Raw genomic sequence first — 17,672 nt, 5'->3', positions numbered from 1 at the left:
ACTGGCGTAGAGTGAGGCGCATGCACTGTCCCCCTGCACTCGCCGGCCTGGGTCTGCCAGCCACGCTGGCGGCCGCCCTGCTGCTGGCCGCCTCGGCCGCGGCCGCGGCGCTGGCGCCCTCCCAGGATGGCCAGGAGATCCTGGACCCGGCCACCCACCTGGCCTGGTCGCGCTGTCTGCTGGGCCAGCGCTGGACTGGCCGGGCCTGCGGCGGAACGCCTGAGCTGCTGCGCCACACCGAAGCCCTGGCCCGTGCCCGCGCGCTGGCGCAGCAGAGCGGCCGTGCCTGGCGCCTGCCGCGGGTGCCCGAACTGCAGCGCCTGGTGCGCCGCAACGGCCAGGGGCTGGACCCGCAGCTCTTCCCCGACGCCCCGGCCGACTGGCACTGGAGTGGCACGCCCAGCCTGTCGCACGAGGCGGTGAACCCCTACAACTACGGCAGCGTGATGCGCGGCCAGACCGCCAGTGCGCCGCCTGAGAGCAGCTTCGTCAACGGCTGGGCGGTGCACCTGGGCGACGGTCAGGCGCGCGATGACGTGCCCAGGGGCTCGCGGCTGGCCGTGCGCCTGGTCCGCAGCACGCGCTGACGCGCCGTGGCCGCGCGACGCGCACCGGCCCTCAGCCGCGCCGATCCTCGCGCGGTGACACCCCCACCCGCCGCCGGAACTGGGCGTTGAAGTTCGACAGCGTCGCAAAGCCGCAGGCGGCCGCCACCTCGCTGATCGGGCGGTCCGTGCGGCGCAGCAGCAGCCGGGCCTCGGCGATGCGCAGGTCGTTGACATAGTCGGTGAAGGAGCGCCCGACCAGGCGCTTGAAGCTGCGGCTGAAGGCGGCCGGCGTGACATGCAGCTGGCGCGCAGCCGCCGCGGCGCTGAGGTCCTCCTGCAGGTGGTCGCGCACCCAGGTCAGCAAGGCGTCCACCCGCCGCGCCCCGGCGGCGGCTGTCGCCTCGGGCCGGCGCTGGCGCAGCCCCAGCGGGCGGCGCCAGCGCCGGGCCTCGGGGGCGGCGATGCGCGCCAGCAGCGCCAGCGCCTGACCCAGCTGAGCCAGGCCCTGGGTGCTCGACAGCGCCGGCAGCGCCGCCGCCACCTCGGCCGCCAGCGGCCCCTGCAGCGCCCAGCCCGCCGCCGCTTCGCTGAGCAGCACGCCCGGGCCTGCCGCCCACTCGGGCAGCCCCTGCAAGGCCGGCGTGTCATGCAACTGCATCACCGTGGCCTGCGCCGCGCCGGCCACCCGCCGCGATGCGCTTGACCACCAGGCATGCGCCACCTGCGGCGCGACCAGCACCACATCGCCCGGGGCGAAGGGCTCCACCGTGTCACCAACGAAGCGCAGGCCGCTGCCACGCGCGATGCAGGTCAGCTCCAGCATCGGGTGCATGTGGACCGGGCCATCGAAGGCCGCCAGCGACAGGTCGAGCACGCGCATGGTCAGCGCCTGGGCCTGCGGAACTGACTCCTGAACGACTCTCAAGACACACCTCTATGGTCATGGAGGTAACAAAACAGTCATTGTCGGTTGATCCGCGCGTGGCGCCCATCGGGGTCAGCGCCCATACTGCGGCGCCATGTCCACGCAGACACCCGACACGGGTGAAACAGCCCCCGCACCGGCCCCCACCGCGCCGTGGTGGCGTGGCGCCGTGCTCTACCAGGTCTACCCGCGCTCCTTCCAGGACAGCAACTGCGACGGCCTGGGTGATCTGGCGGGCCTGACCGCACGCCTGCCCTACATCGCCTCGCTGGGCGTGGACGGGCTGTGGGTCTGCCCGGTCTTCCCCAGCCCGATGCGCGACTTCGGATACGACGTCGCCGACCACTGCGACATCGACCCGCGCTTCGGCACGCTGGCGGATGTCGACACCCTGGTCCGCGAGGCCCATGCGCTGGGCCTGAAGCTGCTGATCGACCAGGTCTGGAGCCACACCGCGGCCGAGCACCCCTGGTTCATCGAGAGCCGCGCCAGCCGCGACAACCCGAAGGCCGACTGGTACGTCTGGGCCGATCCGCGGCCCGACGGCAGCCCGCCCAACAACTGGCTCAGCTGGATGGGCGGTCCGGCCTGGCGCTGGGAGCCGCGCCGGCGGCAGTACCACCTGCACCAGTTCCTGCCGCAGATGCCCGACCTGAACTTCCACTGCGAGGCGGTGCAGCAGGCGGTGCTGGACGTGGCCCGCTTCTGGCTGGACCGCGGTGTGGACGGCTTCCGTCTGGACACCGCCAACCTCTACGCCCATGACCCGCTGCTGCGCGACAACCCGCCCGCCCCGCCCGGGCAGCGCGGCGACAGCCCGGTGCTGATGCAGCAGCACCGCTACACGATGGACCAGCCGCAGTCGCTGGACTTCCTGCGCCGGCTGCGCGCGCTGATGGACCGCTACCCCGGCCGCATGACCGTGGGCGAGATCGGTGGCCCGGCGGCGCTGGCCACGATGCGGGCCTACACCCGCGGCGGCGATGCGCTGCACACGGCCTACTCGTTCGCCTTCCTGGGCGCGCGGCCGGACGCCGCGGGGGTGGCGCGCCAACTCGAGCCCTGGACCGAGGACGCCGGCTGGCCGTCCTGGGCCTTCTCCAACCACGACGCGCCACGCGTGGCCTCGCGCTGGGGCGCTGACGGCGCCACGGGCTTTAGTCTCGGTGCAGGCACCGCCGGCCGGGGCACCATCGCGGCCGCTGCTGCGGGTCCGCTGACCTGGATGGCGCTGCTGATGGCGCTGCGTGGCACGGTCTTCGTCTACCAGGGCGAGGAGCTGGGCCTGCCGCAGAGCGAGGTGCCCCCCGAGCAGATGCAGGACCCCTACGGCCTGGCGAACTGGCCGCTGATCCCGGGCCGCGACGGCTGCCGCACGCCCATGCCCTGGTCGGCCGAAGCGCCCGCGGCCGGCTTCAGCAGCGCAGCGCCCTGGCTGCCGGCCGACCCGGCGCATGCGGCGCTGGCCGTGGACCGCCAGCAGGCCGATCCCCGCTCGATGCTGAACCAGACCCGCGCGCTGATCGCCCTGCGCCGCGCCCATCCAGCGCTGCGCCAGGGGCGCTGCACCGTGCTGTGGGCCCAGGGGGAGGTGCTGCTGCTGCGCCGCGGCGACGGCCCGGGCGCGGTGCTGGCGCTGTTCAACCTGGGCGGCCAGCCCGCCGCCTGGCCGGCTGCGGCGCTCGCCTGCGCGGGCGAGCCGCCACTGTGGTGCAGCGCCCTGCCCCTGGACCCTGCCCGTCCCCTGCCCGCCGGCGCGGCGGCCTTCTTCCCTGCCCCCTGACCCCGCCCTGCCATGACCGACCTCGACACTCCCTACGCCCTCGGCGCCGAGCAGGTCGCGCAGTTCCGCCGCGACGGCTTCATCAAGCTCAAGCAGGTGCTCAGCGCCGACACGCTCGAGGCCTATGGCGGCGAGATCACGCGGCTGACGATCGCGCTGAACACCGAGCAGCGGCCGCTGGCCGAGCGCAGCACCTACGACCGCGCCTTCCTGCAGGTGATGAACCTGTGGGAGCGCAGCCCGCTGGTCGGCCGCTTCGTGATGGGTCGGCGCCTGGGCCGCCTGGCCGCCGAGCTGCTGGAGGTGGACGGCGTACGTCTGTACCACGACCAGTCGCTCTACAAGGAGCCGGGCGGCGGCCTCACGCCGGCCCATGCCGACCAGTACTACTGGCCGCTGGACTCCGACCGCACGATCACCGCCTGGATCCCGCTGCAGCCGGTGCCGCCCGAGATGGGGCCGCTGGGCTTTTACGCCGGCAGCCAGTCGGTGGCCTTCGGCCGCGACCTGGGCATCTCGGACGAGAGCGAGGCGCGGATCAGCGCCAACATGGCGCGCCACGGCTTCGCCTTCGTCTCGGGCGGCTTCGACCTGGGCGAGGTGAGCTTCCACCTGGGCTGGACCTTCCACAAGGCCGGTCCCAACCACAGCGCGCAGCCGCGCTCGGTGATGACCATCATCTACATGGACGCCGGCATGCGCCTGGTGCCGGCGCTCAACGCGATCCAGGCCAATGACCGCGACCAGTGGTGTCCCGGTGCGCGCGAAGGCGAGCCGATCGCCACGCGCAAGAACCCGGTGGTCTGGCAGCGCGCATGAGCGCAGCGTTGCGCCGTGGGGTCCTGATGCTGGGCCTGCTGGGTGCGGTCGGCCTGCCCGCCGCCGCGGCGCCGTCCTTCACCCGCTGGGTCGACCCCTTCATCGGCACCCAGGGCACCGGCCATGTGACCCCCGGCGCCACCGTGCCCTTCGGCATGGTCTTCCCGGCGCCCGACACCGCCGACCGCGGCTGGAGCCACAGCGCCGGCTACCAGTTCCAGGACCGGCGCATCCTGGGCTTCTCGAACACCCACCACAGCGGCGCCGGCATTCCCGAACTGGGGGACGTGCTGCTGCAGCCGCGTGCCGGCCAGGCCTGGACCGAACAGACCACCGACTTCAGCGCTGTCAAAGGTAACGAGCAGGCGCACCCGGGCCTGTACCGCGTGCGGCTGCCGGGCCATGGCGTCTCGGTGGAGCTGAGCGCCGCGCCCAAGGTGGCGCTGCAGCGCTACCGCTTCGACCGCCCGGGCCGCGTGCAGGTGCTGGTGGACCTGCAGCACGGCCTGCACTACGTGGACGGTCCCACGGTGCTCTCAGCCCAGGTCACGCCACGCGTCGATGGCCTGCAGGGCACGCTGCAGCGCCGCAACTGGGTGGAGCGGCAGGTCTCGTTCGCGCTGCGCTTCAGCCACCCGGTGCAGCACCGCCAGCAGCTGCCGCCACGGCCGGGCGAGCACGCATCACGCTGGCTGCTGAGCTTCGACCTGGGCCAGAGCCGCACGCTGGAGGCGCGCATCGGCCTGTCGACCGTGGACGAGGACGGCGCGCAGCGCAACCTGGCCACGGCCGACGGCCAGGACTTCGACAGCGTGCGCGCCAGCGCTGATCGCGCCTGGAATGCGCTGCTGGGCCGCCTGCGCATCGATGCCGATGCACGCACCCGGCGCCTGGTCTACTCGGCGCTCTACCGCGCGCTGCAGCACCCCAGCGACATCGCCGATGCCGACGGCCGGGTGCGCGGCCCGCGTGGCGAGGTGATCGACGCCCCGGGCGGCGTCTACTACTCGACACTGAGCCTGTGGGACACCTTCCGCGCCTCCCACCCGCTGTTCACGCTGCTGGTGCCCGAACGCGTGCCGGGCATGGTCAACACCCTGCTGGCGCACCATCGGCAGATGGGCTGGCTGCCGCTGTGGACCAGCTGGGGCCGCGAGACCTACTGCATGATCGGCAACCCGGCGCTGCCGGTGATCGCCGACGCGCTGCTCAAGGGCTTCGGGGCGGGGGGCGCGATCGACGAGGCCGCTGCGCTGCAGGCCATGGTCGAGACCAGCACCCGTGAGCGCCCGGATGCGCCGGCCTGGGCGCAGCGCAGCTGGGCCACGCTGGAGCGCTTCGGCTACCTGCCGCTGGATGTGCAGACCGGTGAATCGGTCAGCCTGACCGCCGAGCTGGGCTATGGCGATGCCGCCGTGGCCGCGGTGGCCGAGCGGCTGGGCCAGCCGGCGCTGGCGGAGCGTTTCCGCGCCCGCTCACGCAGTTGGCTGCGGTTGTTCGACGATCAGACGCACACGCTGCGCGGCAAGGACAGCGCCGGCCGCTGGCGCACGCCCTTCGATCCGGTGATGGCCACCTCGCCGCTGAAGAACCCGGGCGACTACACCGAGGCCAATGCCTGGCAGTACACCGCCACGCCGGCACTGCACGACGCCGAGGGCTTTCGCGCCCGCCTGGGCGGCGCCGCCGGCCTCGAAGCCTGGCTGGACCGCTTCTTCAGCCTGCCGGTGCCGGCGCCCGACCCGCACCTGGGCCAGGAGGCGCTGATCGGCCAGTACGCGCACGGCAACGAACCCAGCCACCACATCACCTGGCTGTATGCCTGGACCGATGCGCCCGAGAAGGGCCAGCGCCTGCGCGAGCAGATCGTGCGGCGCTTCTACGGCACCGGCCCGGCGGGCCTGGTCGGCAATGACGACGTCGGCCAGATGAGCGCCTGGCTGGTCTTCGCGGTGCTGGGCTTCTACCCCGCCGAGCCCTTCAGCGGCCGCTATGTGCTGGGCCAGCCAATGGTGCGCGGCGCAGCGCTGTGGCGGCCGGTTGGCCCCTGGCTGCGCCTCCGTGGCCAGGGGCCGCTGCCCTGGCTGGACGCGCAGGCCTTGCCCGCGCGGCAGGTGTCGCACCAGGCGCTGCAGCGCGCGTCAAACCTGAGCTTCAGGGCAGCTTCACCCCGGCGCTGAGCGGACCGGCACCGGGCAAGCCCCAGCCCCGGACAGGCCGGCGCCGCCGCACACTGCGGCCATGAGCACCCGCCCCGAGCCCGCCCCCGCGCCGCGCCGCTGGAGCACCGATGCCGTGCCCGCCGCGCAGCGCCTGGACTACTGGGTGGGTGCCATCTCCGAAGGCTTTCTGGCGATGGACGCCAGCGGCAACCCGCAGGGCTTCCAGGGTGAACTGCTGTCCGCGCCGCTGGGCCCGTTGGGGGTGAACTGGGTGCGCGCTTCGGCACAGCAGGTCTGGCGCACGCCGCGCGGCATCGCCCGTGGCGACGGCCGCTGGGCCTACCTGCTGGGCAACCAGGAGACGCCCTGGCGCGTGCGCCAGGACGGCCGCGAGGCCCTGATGCGGCCGGGTGACTTCGTGCTGGTCGATGCCCGCCGGCCCTATGCCTTCGATTTCGCCGACGGCCCCAGCACCGTGTCGCTGGCCCTGCCGCTGGACTGGCTGCTGCGCTGGGTGGACGAGCCCCAGGCGCACACCGCGCGGCCGTTCCGCCATGACGACCTCGCCGACTGGGGGGCGGCGCTGTCGGCCTTTGCCCGCCCGTGGCGGCCGGACCTGGCCAGCGCGCCGCCACTGCCGGCGGAACTGCTGACCGATCAGCTCGGCGCCCTGCTGGCGCTGGCCTGCGGTGGCGCGCGCGCGGCACCGCCACCCGACGACACGCTGGAACAGGTGCGGGCGGCACTGCGCCAGCGTCTGGCCGAGCCGGGCCTCAGCGCCAGCACGATCGCCACCGACCTGGGCCGCTCGGTGCGCAGCCTGCACCGCGCGCTGGCGGCGCGCGGCCAGACCTTCGCCACGCTGCTGATGGCCGAGCGCATGGCGCAGGCCGAGCAGATGCTGCGCAGCCGGGCGCTGCGGCAGGTGGCGGTGGCCGAGATCGGGCGCCGCGTCGGACTGCTCGATCCGTCGCACTTCGCGCGGCTGTGCCGGCGCCACCTGGGCCAGACGCCGTCGGCCCTGCGCCCACGCTGACACCTGGCACGCAGCGGCCAGCGGCCTGGCACACAGCGGCCGGTGGCCCATGCCACTGGCGCCCACACTGCGGGTCCTGATCACCCCGACAGGAGACCCCGATGAGCACCGACACCTACGTCCTCGTGCATGGCGCCTGGCACACCGGCGCCGAGCTGGAAGCCACCGCCCAGCAGTTGCGCGCCCGCGGCCACACCGTGCATTGCCCCACGCTGGCCGGCAACCGGCCTGGCGACGACCGCGGCGGCACCGGCCTGGAGGACGCCGCGCGCTCGCTGGTGGACTTTCTGGAGCAGCATGCGCTGCAGCAGGTGCGCCTGGTCGGCCACAGCTATGGCGGCATGGTGATCTCGCGCACCGCCGACCTGTGCCCGCAGCGCATCGCCCGTCTGGTCTACGTCAACGCCTTCGTGCCGCAGCCGGGCGAGTGCCTGAACGACCTGGTGCCGCCGCACTACACCGCACTGTTCGACAGCCTGGCCGCGGCCCACGGCGGCGCGGTGATGCTGCCCTTCCCGGTCTGGCGCGAGGCCTTCATCAACGACGCCGACCTGGCGCTGGCGCAGCAGGCCTTCGATCGGCTGAATCCGCACCCGTACAAGACCTTCCAGGACCCGATCACGCTGAGCCAGCCGATGGCCGCCTGCCCGCTGCCCAAGAGCTATGTGAACTGCCGCATGGACAGCGCGCTGCCGCAGAGCCTGGGCTGGCACCCGCGTCTGTCCGAGCGGCTGGGGCTGTTCCGCTACATCGAATGCAGCGGCAGCCACGAGGTGTGGTTCACCGACCCGGCGGCCATCGCCGCGGCGATCGAGCAGGCCGGGCGCGACTGAGCCGCCGGCGCCGTCAGACCCAGAGGCTGAGAGCCGTTCAGTCGGGCCGTCCCGCCTGCCAGGCCGGCAGCCGCCAGTCGCGCACCAGCGCGGCGGCACGCAGCCCGGTGGTGAGCAGGGCCGTCAGCGTCAGCGCCAGGCCGCCGTCCAGGCCGGCGGCCTGCGTGGCCACCAGCACCCAGCCGCCGGTGAACGCGCAGATGGCGTATGGCCGGTGGTCGTGGAAGGCGCGCGGGATCTCGTTGCAGACCACGTCGCGCAGCACGCCGCCGAACACCGCCGTCACCATGCCCAGCAGCACCGCCACGATCGCGGGCATGCCGCTGTCCAGCGCGATCTGCGTGCCGCTGGCCGTGAACAGGCCCAGGCCCAGCGCGTCGGGCCACTGCATGGCCCGCTCGGTGGGTTCCAGGTGGCGCGCCCGCATGAAGGCCATCGCGCCGATGCACAGCGCCAGCAGCGCCCACAGCCAGCCGGCGTGCTCGACCCAGAACAGCGGCCGCCGGTCGAGCACCACGTCGCGCACCGTGCCGCCGCCGAACGCCGCCAGGCCCGCGACCACGCAGATGCCCACCGCATCGAGCCGCTTGCGCGCGCCCTCGATGACGCCGGACAAGGCAAAGGCCACGGTGGCCACCGCCTCGGCCACCACCTGGACCTGACTCAAGACCCACGGAGCACTGCCTGCCATCGCGCCTCGCCACCTGCTGTGATGGGCGCGATCTTAGGTCGGCTCGTCCCCCCACAGGGACAGCTGCGCCCGCCCGCCGCTGTCGCGGGGGCGCCGGGGCGGGCGCCGCTCGGTGGCCGGCAGGCCGCTGCGGCGGCTGCCATGCCGCGCCAGCACGCGCTCGGCCTCGGTGCGCGCAGCCGGGGTCTTGCGCAAGGCGCCGATGCGCTCGCGCGCGGCGCGGTAGGCGCTGGCGTGATCGACGATCGGCGCCGGGTAGTCGTGGCCGATGCGCACGCCCAGGCGCTGCTGCAAGGCCGTCGGCATGCGCTCGGGCTGGGCCAGGAAGCCGGTGGGCACCGCGGCCAGCTCCGGCACGTGGCGGCGGATGAACACGCCCTCGGGGTCCTGGTCCAGCGCCTGCTTGATGGGCGAGTAGATGCGGATCGCATTGATGCCGGTGGTGCCGCTTTGCATCTGCACCTGGCTGTAGTGGATGCCCGGCTCGAAGTCGATGAACTGGCGCGCCAGGAAGGGTGCGAAATCGCGCCAGTGCAGCCACAGGTGCTGCGCCGCGAAGGACACCAGCATCGCCCGCATGCGGAAGTTGATCCAGCCGCCGCTGTGCAGCGCGCGCATGCAGGCGTCGATCAAGGGGTAGCCGGTGCGGCCGGCGCACCAGGCGGCCAGGCGCTCGGGGTGGGCGCCTGGTTCGCGCAGGCCGTCAAAGGCGTGCGAGAAATTCTCGAACTCGATGCGCGGCTCGTCCTCCAGCTTCTGCATGAAGTGGCAGTGCCAGCGCAGCCGGCTGCTGAAGGACTGCAGCGACGCGGGCCAGCGCGGATCCACCGCCGCGCCCACGGCGCGCGCCTCATCGATTGCCGCGCGGCGCTGCTCGCAGGCCTGGTGCACCTGGCGCAGCGACAGCGACCCCCAGGCCAGGTGCGCACTCAGGCGCGAGCAGGCCTGAAAGCCGGTGGTGGGCGAGGACATGCCACGCCGGTAGTCGACACCGCGCTCACGCAGGAAGGACTGCAGCACCGCCTGCCCGCGCCGCTCGCCGCCGCGCTGGGCCTCGGGGCGGGATGCGCCCGCCACGCCCAGTTCGGCGGCGCTGCGGATCGGGTGCTGCGCCGCGACCTCGCCCAGGTTGTGCAGCGCCGCCACGGTGCGCAGCGCCACCGGCGGGGCCACCAGCGGCGCCGACATGCGCTGTGCCCAGCGCTCGGCCCAGCCGTCGCGGTTGCGCAGGCGGCGGACCACGCCGCACTGCGGGATCTCGTGCCAGGCGATGCCCTGGGCGCGGCACCAGGCTGCCACCCGACGGTCGCGTGCGTAGGTCACCTCCAGCCCGGTTTCCTCGTGGCTCCACAGGGCCCGAAAGCCCAGTGACGCCTGCAGGTCCTGCAGCACCTGCGGGCACTCGCCCACCCGGATCAGCAGCGGGCAGCCGCGCCGGGCCAGCGCCTCGCGCAATGCCGCCAGGGCGTCGTTGATGAAGTCCAGGTGGCAGGCGTCGAACTCGGCGGAATGCAGCAGGCTGGGTTCGTAGACGAACAGCGCCACCACCGGGCCGTGCTGCGCGGCCTGCGCCAAGGGGGCGTGGTCGGCGACGCGCAGATCGCGCTTGAACCACACGAGTTGCGGCGCGGCGTCGCTCATGCGATGAGCTCGCCGCGCAGCGCGGGCAACTCGGACAGGTCCCGCAGGCCGCGGGTGCTGCGCGACCACCAGGCCGAGAACGAGGCGCAGGGGCGGTCGGGCTCGGGGAACAGCGCCGGCGCGGCGCGGCGCCGCACCAGCGGCGGCAGCCAGGGGTCGGCATGCGGGTCGGCCAGCGTCTGCACCGAGCGCGCGCCGGCCAGCGCGGCGGCCAACTGCCCGGTGCTGGCGTGCCACTGCCGGCAGGTCAGCGCCGACAGCCGGGTGCCCACGAAGGCCCAGCGCGCCGCGCTCCACGGCCAGGCGGCATGGTGATCGGCGGGCCACCAGCCCAGGCACAGGTGGCCCGGCGGCAGATCGGCCGGCGGGTCGCCCAGCGCCCAGGGATGCACCAGCCAGACATCACGCCCGGCCACGTCCTGCGCCCGCGCTGGCGTGGCGCCGGGCGGCAGGCCGGTCAGGGCGGGCTCGTCGAGACCCTCGAGCGAGGGCCGCATCGGCACCGCATGCGGGCGACGCGCCAGGGCGTCCAGCGCCTCGTAGCTGGTGTCCAGCACGCTGTCGGCGCTGTGCCAGGTCGCGGGTGCGTAGCGGGCCACGTTGTCGGCGTTGAACAGGTAGGGCTTGTGGCTGCCGGTGCCGGCCACCCACTGCCAGCTGAGGTGGTTGCTGGCCAGGTCGCCGTCCAGCAGGTGGCCCAGCATCCAGTCGGCCCCGGCGCGCCAGTGCACCTTGCGCAGGTGGACCACGTAGCTGGCCAGCCACATCCGGGCATGGTTGTGCAGGTAGCCGCTGGCGTAGAGCGTGCGCACCGCCTGGTCAATCACCGGCACGCCGCTGCGGGCCTGGCGGATGTCGGCGGGCAGCACGTCGCTGTAGGCGCTGTCGGGCAGCGGCCCGGGATGCAGCGAGCGCAGGATCGCATCACCGCGGGTCTGCCACAGGTGCCGGAACCAGGCGCGCCAGCCCAGCTCCATCACGAAGCGGTGTCCCAGGTGCAGACGGTGGCGCGCGGCCAGCGCGGCCAGCACCTCGGGCGGGCTCAGCAGGCCGTGGGTGATGTAGGGCGACAGCCGGGTCACGGCGCCATCCAGCGCGTTGCGCGTGCGCGCGTAGTCGGCGGGGCGGACCGCGGCCAGCCGGGCGCGGGCGGCTTCGGGTGTGGGTAGGAACTCGGCCAGGCTCATGCCGGCACCCCCACCTGGCCCGCGCGGATCGCGTCGGCGCGCTGGCGCACGGCGTCGCGCTCGGCCGCGGTCAGCCGCGCCAGGTTCTTCACCTGCAGGGACATCCGCGGGTTGCGCGCCAGCAGCGCCTGGTGGCGCTCCAGGAAGTCCCAGTACAGCGTGGTGAAGGGGCAGGCGCGCTCGCCCACCCGCTGCGCCGGATCGTAGCGGCAACCGGCGCAGCCGCCGCCCATGCGCTCGATGTAGCGCCCGGTGGCCACATAGGGTTTGCTGGCCATCAGGCCGCCGTCGGCGTACTGGCTCATGCCCAGGGTGTTGGGCAGCTCGACCCATTCCACCGCGTCCACGTAGACCGACAGGTACCAGGCATGCACCTGCTGCGGCCGCACGCCCAGCAGCAGCGCGAACAGGCCGGTGACCATCAGGCGCTGGATGTGGTGGGCGTAGCCGAGCGCCAGGGTCTGCGTGATCGCCTCGCGCAGGCAGGCCATGTCGGTGCGGCCGCTCCAGTACCAGGCCGGCAGGTCCTGGTCGGCCTGCAGCGCGTTGCGCTGCAGATAGCCGGGCATCTGCGTCCAGTAGATGCCGCGCACGTACTCGCGCCAGCCCAGGATCTGGCGGATGAAGCCCTCGGCGCTCTCAATGCCCACGTGGCCGGCGTGGAAGGCCGCTTCGGCGGCCTGCACCACCTCGCGCGCCGACAGCAGCTTCAGGTTCAGCGCCGCCGACAGGTGCGAGTGGTACAGCCAGGGCTCGCCAGGCCACATCGCGTCCTGCGTGCGGCCGAAATGCGGCAGGCGCTGGTCGATGAACTGCTGCAGCGCCTGCAGGGCCTGGGCGCGCGTGACCGGCCAGGCGAAGTGGTTCAGCGCACCCGGATGGTCGGCAAAGCGGCGGGCCACCAGGGCCAGCACCTCGCGGGTGATGTCGTCGGGCTCGAAGCGGCTGCGCGGCGGCACCGCGCCGGGCCCTGCGGGCCCGAACGGCGCGCGGTTGTCGGCGTCGAAGTTCCACTGGCCGCCGATCGGCTGTGCGTCCGCGCCGGGGCCCTGCATCAGCACGCCGTGGCGCCGGCGCAGTTCGCGGTAGAAGAACTCCAGGCGCAGCGTGCGGCGCCCGCGGGCATGCGCGGCGAACTCGCGCACCGTGCAGAAGAAGTGCCGGTCTTCGCGCAGCTCCAACTCCAGCCCCGCCTCGGCCACCACCTCCTTCAGCGCCTGCCACACGCGCCAGTCGCCCGGCGCGGTCATCAGCACGCGCGCCGGCGACAGGGTCTGCAAGGCGGCCGCCAGTTCGGCCGCCAGCGTGCCGCGGTTGTCCGGATCGTCCAGCCGCCGGTAGTGCAGCGGCCGGCCCGCGGACCGCACGGCCTGGGCGAAGTGGCGCATCGCCGCCAGGAACAGCGCGATGCGGGGCTGGCTGGACCAGACGTGGGTGGACTCCTCGGCCACCTCGGCCATCCACACCGCGTCCTGGGCTGGGTCGAAACCATCGAAGGCCGCGGCGTCCAGATCCAGCTGATCGCCCAGCACCAGCACCAGGTGGCGCAGACGGGTCATGGTCGGCGCGCCCGGCGGCAGGCCTCGGAGCAGTAGCGCACCTCGTCCCAGCAGGCCGCCCAGCGCTTGCGCCAGCTCATCGGGCGGCCGCAGGCCGCGCAGGGCTTGCTGGGCAGGGCCTGCTTGTTGCCCTTGAACGATGGCGATCTGGCGGCCCGGGGTGACGGCATGTCGAAATGGTACAGAACCAACTCAGATGACGCATGGGAGGGTATATTTGCGGCAGATGAGTTGCTTTTTCCAACTCATTCGCATCTCATCCAGCCCATGGCGCCACGCCGTCCCCCGCCCCCTGACGACACCGCTGCCGGCCTGCGCAGTGGCGCCGTGGCCCGGCTGGCGGGCATGCCGGTGGCCACGCTGCGCATCTGGGAGCAACGCCACCAGGCGGTGAAGCCCGCCACGGCGCCGTCGGGGCACCGGCGGTACTCGCCGGCCGATGTGCAGCGTGTGCTGCTGCTGCGCCAGCTGACCAGCCAGGGCCATGCGATCAGCGCGATCGCGGCGATGCCGTCGCCGGAACTGCAGCGCCTGGCCCAGCCGGCGCCGGGTGGCAGCCGCCGCGCCGCGGCGCCACACCTGGCGGTGGTGGGTGCGGCGCTGGCCGCGCGCCTGCAGCGCCCGGCAGTGGCCCGGCAACTGATGCCCAGCGTGCCGCCGCTGGCCGTTTACCCGTCACTGCAGCAGGCCCTGCAGGCCAGCCAGGATGCCACCCTGCTGCTGTGGCACGCCCCCACGTTGCCGCTAACGCTGCCGCCCGAGGTGGCGGCCCTGGGTCAGGCCCGCGGTGCGCGGCGGCTGGCGGTGGTCTACCGCTACGCCAGCGCGGCCGCCACGCAGGCCCTGAGCGACGCCGGCGTGGCCACGCTGCGCGAGCCGGCGGACGACCCGGCCCTGGGCCGCTGGCTGGCGGCGCTGCTGGCCAGCCTGCCGGCAAATGACACCGAACCCGCCGGGCCCACGCCCGACGCCGCCGCCAGCGCGCCGGCCGCGCGGCGCTACGACGACGCCACCCTGACCCGCATCGCCGGCCTGTCGCCGACGCTGGCCTGCGAATGCCCCCGCCACGTGGCGGAACTGCTGATGCAGCTCTCCAGCTTCGAGGCCTACAGTGCGTCCTGTGCGCACCGCGACACCGCCGACGCCCGGCTGCATGCCTACCTGCAGCAGGTGGCCGGCGCGTCGCGGGCGCTGTTCGAATCAGCCCTGGAGCGCCTGGCGCGCCACGAGGGTCTGCCCCTGCCCTGACCCCGAGGTGACACCCATGGTCGATGCCTTCCAGCGCCTGCCCGGCGGCCGACGCACGCCGCCCGGTCTGGAGCGCCGCATCCTGCGCCTGCTGCCCAAGGTGCTGTTCCACGGCTCGCTGCTGCTGCTGGTGCCGTCGCTGCTGGTGCGTCTGGTCGGTGAGGACGCCAGCGCAGCCAGCCACCTCACCGACCAGGTGGATTTCTGGGTGCTGGCGCTGCTGTTCCTGCACTGGAACGCCGTGCTCACGGTGGCCATCGGCGCATTCATCGTGATGGTGATGAAGGGGCCGGCCTACGTGGCCGACCCCTACCCGATGGACCGCCGCGCGGCCGACGGGCCCGATCACCCGCCGCACTGACGCCGCCATGCTGTCCACCCGCCTTGACGGCCTGCGCGTGCTGCTGACGCAGTCCGATGACTTCATGGGCCCGGCGCTGAGCCAGGTCTTCCGCGACGCCGGCGCCACGCTGATCGCCGACCCCCGCCCGCTCGCCGACGACCCGGCCCTGCCGGCCGCGCTGGTGCGCGAGGCCGGGCAGGTCGATGTGCTGCTGCTGCACCTGTCGCTGCCCGCGCCCAGCACGCCGGCCGGCGAGATCGACGACGCCGAATGGCGCCACGTCTTTGCCCACCTGGTGGACCCGATGCCCCGGCTGGTGGCCGCGGTGCTGCCGCAGATGGTGCAGCGCGGACGCGGACGCATCCTGCTGATGGGCAGCGCCGCCGCGCTGCGCGGCCAGAAGCGCACCGGCAGCTACAGCGCCGCGCGCGGCGCCCAGCTGGCCTACGTGCAGTCGGTGGCGCTGGAGCTGGCCCCGCTGGGCATCCAGATGAACGCGATCGCCCAGAACTTCGTCGCCAACCCGACCTACTACGGCCCCGAGGTGCAGGCCAACCCGCGCTTCCAGGACCGCCTGCGGCGCGAGGTGCCCCTGGGCCGCCTGGTCAGCGCCGAGGAGGACGCGCGCTTCGCCGCCTACCTGTGCAGCGAGGCCGCGGCCTGCTTCGTGGGCCAGGTGTTCCCGGTCAGCGGCGGATGGGTGACGCGGTGAGCGGCGGGAGCCCCCGCCGCGGCCGTGCCGGCGCCCTGCTCGGCCCGCTGCTGGCCGCGGCGCTGATGGGCCTGACAGGACACACCGTGGCGCAGCCGACCGCCGCGGCCGCGCAGGACAACCCGCTGTTCAGCATCAGCCCGCTGCCGCTTCAGTACCCGCCCTTCGACCGCATCCGCGACGAGCACTTTGCGCCAGCCCTGGAGCGCGGCATGGCCGAGCAACTGGCCGAGATCCAGGCGATCGTCGACAACCCCGCGGCGCCGAGCTTCGACAACACGCTGGTGGCGCTGGAGCGGTCGGGGCGGCTGCTGTCGCGCACCACCACGCTGCTGTTCAGCCTGCTGGGGGTCGATGCCAACCCGGCGCGCCAGCAGCTGCAACGCGACTACGCCGCGCGCCTGGCGGCGCACCGTGACGCCGTCCAGCTCAACCCGCGGCTGTTTGCCCGCGTCGACGCTGTCTACGCCCGGCGCGACGAGGCCGCGCCCAACGCCGAGGCACGGCGCCTGGTCGAACGTGTCCGCCTGGACATGGTGCGGGCCGGCGCGCTGCTGGACGACACCCAGAAAGCCCGGATGCGGGCCCTCAACGCCGAGCTGGCGACGCTGAGCGCTCGCTTCAACCAGGCGGTGCTGGCCGAGGTGAATGACTCGGCGCTGGTCGTCGCCACCGCCGAGGAGCTGGCGGGGCTGAGCCCTGGCGAGATCGCCGCTGCCGCCGAGGCCGCCCGGCAACGCGGCCTGCCGGGCCGGTACCTGATCACGCTGTTGAACACCACGATCCAGCCTGCCGAAGCGGCCTTGCATGACCGCGCGCTGCGCGAGCGGCTGCACCGCGCCTCGGTGGCGCGCGGCAGCCGCGGCAATGCCCACGACACCACCGCGCTGCTGGCCCGTGTGATGAGCCTGCGCCAGGAGCGCGCGGCACTGCTGGGACACCCCGACCACGCCTCGCAGGTGCTGGAGGACGAGACCGCCCGCACCCCGCAGGCCGTGCAGGCGCTGCTGCGCCGGCTGACCCCGGCCGCCGTGGCCGCTGCGCGCCAGGAGGCCGCCGCGCTGCAGGCCTTGATCGACCAGGAGCAGGCCGCGCGGCAGCGGCCGGGCTTCGCGCTGCAGGCCTGGGACTGGTCCTACTACGCCGAGAAGCTGCGCGCCGCCCGCTATGGCTTTGACGAGAACCAGCTGCGGCCCTACCTCGAGATCCGCCAGGTGCTGGAGCGCGGCGTGTTCTTCGCCGCCGAGCAGCTCTATGGCCTGCGTTTCAGGCGCCGCACCGACCTGCCGGTCTACCACGAGGATGTGTGGGTCTACGACGTCTTCGACCACGATGGCCGGCTGCTGGCGTTGTTCATCGCCGACCTCTACGCCCGGCCCACCAAGCGCGGCGGCGCCTGGATGAACGCCTACGTGCGGTACAACGCACTGGAAGGCACCTCGCCGGTGGTGGCCAACCACCTCAACGTGCCCAAGCCGCCTGCGGGCGAACCCACCTTGCTGACCTGGGACGAGGTCAACACGCTGTTCCATGAGTTCGGCCACGCGCTGCACGGCATGTTCAACACCAGCCGCTACCCCGGCCTGGACCGCGTGCCGCGTGACTTCGTCGAGTACCCATCGCAGGTCAACGAGGTCTGGGCCTACTGGCCCAGCGTGCTGGCCCACTACGCCCGGCACCACCAGAGCGGCGAGCCGATGCCGGCCGAGTTGCTGGCGAAGGTGTCGCGCGCCAAGCGCTTCAACCAGGGCTACATGACCACGTCCTACCTGGCTTCGGCAGTGCTGGACCAGCGCTGGCACCGGTTGCGCGCGGGCGAGGTGCCCGCGGCCGCCGACGTGATGGCCTTCGAGGCGCGCGTGCTGAAGGAGGAAGGACTGGATGTGCCGGTGGTGCCGCCGCGCTACCGCACGCCGTACTTCAGCCACATCATGGGTGGCTATGCGGCCGGCTACTACGCCTATGTCTGGAGCGAGGTGCTCGACGCCGACACCGTGGCCTGGCTGATGGCGCGTGGCGGCCTGACGCGCGAGAACGGCGACGCACTGCGCGCCAGGCTGCTCTCGCGCGGCGGCAGCGAGGACGCGATGGACCTGTTCCGCCAGCTCGTGGGCCACGAGCCGCACATCGAGCCGCTGCTGGAGCGGCGCGGGCTGGTGCTGGACCCGCGCTGAGACGCCCCACC

16 protein-coding genes are annotated in these 17,672 nt (G+C 73.4%); 10 read left to right on the top strand and 6 right to left on the bottom strand.

Annotation, left to right across the window (positions count from 1 at the left end):
- Positions 1 to 20 precede the first annotated feature (20 nt).
- Positions 21 to 587 (top strand): Lcl C-terminal domain-containing protein, encoded by a 567-nt coding sequence (locus KAK07_RS02250; protein WP_210852157.1) that lies wholly within the window; start codon positions 21 to 23, stop codon positions 585 to 587.
- Positions 588 to 618: 31 nt separating this feature from the next.
- On the opposite strand, the gene KAK07_RS02245 is transcribed toward KAK07_RS02250, so the two are convergent.
- Positions 619 to 1,473, bottom strand: coding sequence for a helix-turn-helix domain-containing protein (locus KAK07_RS02245; RefSeq protein ID WP_210852156.1), 855 nt, complete (start codon positions 1,471 to 1,473; stop codon positions 619 to 621).
- 94 nt (positions 1,474 to 1,567) lie between these two features.
- Between KAK07_RS02245 and KAK07_RS02240 the strand changes: the two genes are divergently transcribed.
- From KAK07_RS02240 to KAK07_RS02220, 5 genes are all read left to right on the top strand, one after another.
- The gene (locus KAK07_RS02240) at positions 1,568 to 3,256 is read left to right on the top strand and encodes an alpha-amylase family glycosyl hydrolase (RefSeq protein WP_210852155.1); all 1,689 of its coding nucleotides are present in this window, start codon (positions 1,568 to 1,570) and stop codon (positions 3,254 to 3,256) included.
- 12 nt (positions 3,257 to 3,268) lie between these two features.
- On the top strand, positions 3,269 to 4,075 hold the full coding sequence (locus KAK07_RS02235) for a phytanoyl-CoA dioxygenase family protein (protein ID WP_210852154.1): 807 nt from the start codon (positions 3,269 to 3,271) through the stop codon (positions 4,073 to 4,075).
- Positions 4,072 to 6,255 (top strand): GH92 family glycosyl hydrolase, encoded by a 2,184-nt coding sequence (locus tag KAK07_RS02230; protein ID WP_210858750.1) that lies wholly within the window; start codon positions 4,072 to 4,074, stop codon positions 6,253 to 6,255. Before KAK07_RS02235 ends, KAK07_RS02230 begins: the two co-directional genes overlap by 4 nt.
- 61 nt (positions 6,256 to 6,316) lie before the next feature.
- Entirely contained in the window at positions 6,317 to 7,273 is a 957-nt protein-coding gene (locus tag KAK07_RS02225; protein ID WP_210852152.1) for a helix-turn-helix domain-containing protein, read from the top strand.
- A 101-nt stretch (positions 7,274 to 7,374) separates the two neighbouring features.
- Positions 7,375 to 8,106, top strand: coding sequence for an alpha/beta fold hydrolase (locus KAK07_RS02220; RefSeq protein ID WP_210852151.1), 732 nt, complete (start codon positions 7,375 to 7,377; stop codon positions 8,104 to 8,106).
- A 37-nt stretch (positions 8,107 to 8,143) separates the two neighbouring features.
- On the opposite strand, the gene KAK07_RS02215 is transcribed toward KAK07_RS02220, so the two are convergent.
- Genes KAK07_RS02215 through KAK07_RS02195 form a run of 5 tightly spaced genes read right to left on the bottom strand, consistent with a single transcriptional unit; the run spans position 8,144 to position 13,354 of the window.
- Complete coding sequence (locus KAK07_RS02215) at positions 8,144 to 8,797, bottom strand: trimeric intracellular cation channel family protein (protein ID WP_210852150.1); 654 nt, start codon at positions 8,795 to 8,797, stop codon at positions 8,144 to 8,146.
- 33 nt (positions 8,798 to 8,830) lie between these two features.
- Entirely contained in the window at positions 8,831 to 10,438 is a 1,608-nt protein-coding gene (locus KAK07_RS02210; protein WP_210852149.1) for a cryptochrome/deoxyribodipyrimidine photo-lyase family protein, read from the bottom strand.
- Positions 10,435 to 11,625, bottom strand: a complete 1,191-nt coding sequence (locus KAK07_RS02205) for an FAD-binding domain-containing protein (protein WP_210852148.1) — start codon at positions 11,623 to 11,625, stop codon at positions 10,435 to 10,437. The genes KAK07_RS02210 and KAK07_RS02205 overlap by 4 nt, the downstream gene beginning before the upstream one ends.
- A complete protein-coding gene (locus KAK07_RS02200) occupies positions 11,622 to 13,184 on the bottom strand; it encodes a cryptochrome/photolyase family protein (RefSeq protein ID WP_210852147.1) in 1,563 nt (520 codons plus the stop codon). Before KAK07_RS02200 ends, KAK07_RS02205 begins: the two co-directional genes overlap by 4 nt.
- Positions 13,181 to 13,354, bottom strand: coding sequence for a DUF2256 domain-containing protein (locus KAK07_RS02195; RefSeq protein WP_210852146.1), 174 nt, complete (start codon positions 13,352 to 13,354; stop codon positions 13,181 to 13,183). The genes KAK07_RS02200 and KAK07_RS02195 overlap by 4 nt, the downstream gene beginning before the upstream one ends.
- A gap of 97 nt (positions 13,355 to 13,451) precedes the next feature.
- On the opposite strand from KAK07_RS02195, the gene KAK07_RS02190 reads away from it, so the two are divergent.
- The 4 genes from KAK07_RS02190 to KAK07_RS02175 are packed head-to-tail and all read left to right on the top strand — an operon-like array spanning position 13,452 to position 17,661.
- Positions 13,452 to 14,432 (top strand): MerR family transcriptional regulator, encoded by a 981-nt coding sequence (locus KAK07_RS02190; RefSeq protein ID WP_210852145.1) that lies wholly within the window; start codon positions 13,452 to 13,454, stop codon positions 14,430 to 14,432.
- A 16-nt stretch (positions 14,433 to 14,448) separates the two neighbouring features.
- Positions 14,449 to 14,793 (top strand): hypothetical protein, encoded by a 345-nt coding sequence (locus tag KAK07_RS02185; RefSeq protein ID WP_210852144.1) that lies wholly within the window; start codon positions 14,449 to 14,451, stop codon positions 14,791 to 14,793.
- A gap of 7 nt (positions 14,794 to 14,800) precedes the next feature.
- Positions 14,801 to 15,487, top strand: a complete 687-nt coding sequence (locus KAK07_RS02180) for an SDR family oxidoreductase (protein WP_210852143.1) — start codon at positions 14,801 to 14,803, stop codon at positions 15,485 to 15,487.
- Entirely contained in the window at positions 15,484 to 17,661 is a 2,178-nt protein-coding gene (locus KAK07_RS02175; RefSeq protein WP_310738481.1) for a M3 family metallopeptidase, read from the top strand. The genes KAK07_RS02180 and KAK07_RS02175 overlap by 4 nt, the downstream gene beginning before the upstream one ends.
- Positions 17,662 to 17,672 lie beyond the last annotated feature (11 nt).

This window comes from Ideonella alba (genome assembly GCF_018069875.1).
GTDB classification, from domain to species: domain Bacteria; phylum Pseudomonadota; class Gammaproteobacteria; order Burkholderiales; family Burkholderiaceae_C; genus Ideonella; species Ideonella alba.
This window is presented reverse-complemented; position numbering and strand designations above follow the sequence as displayed.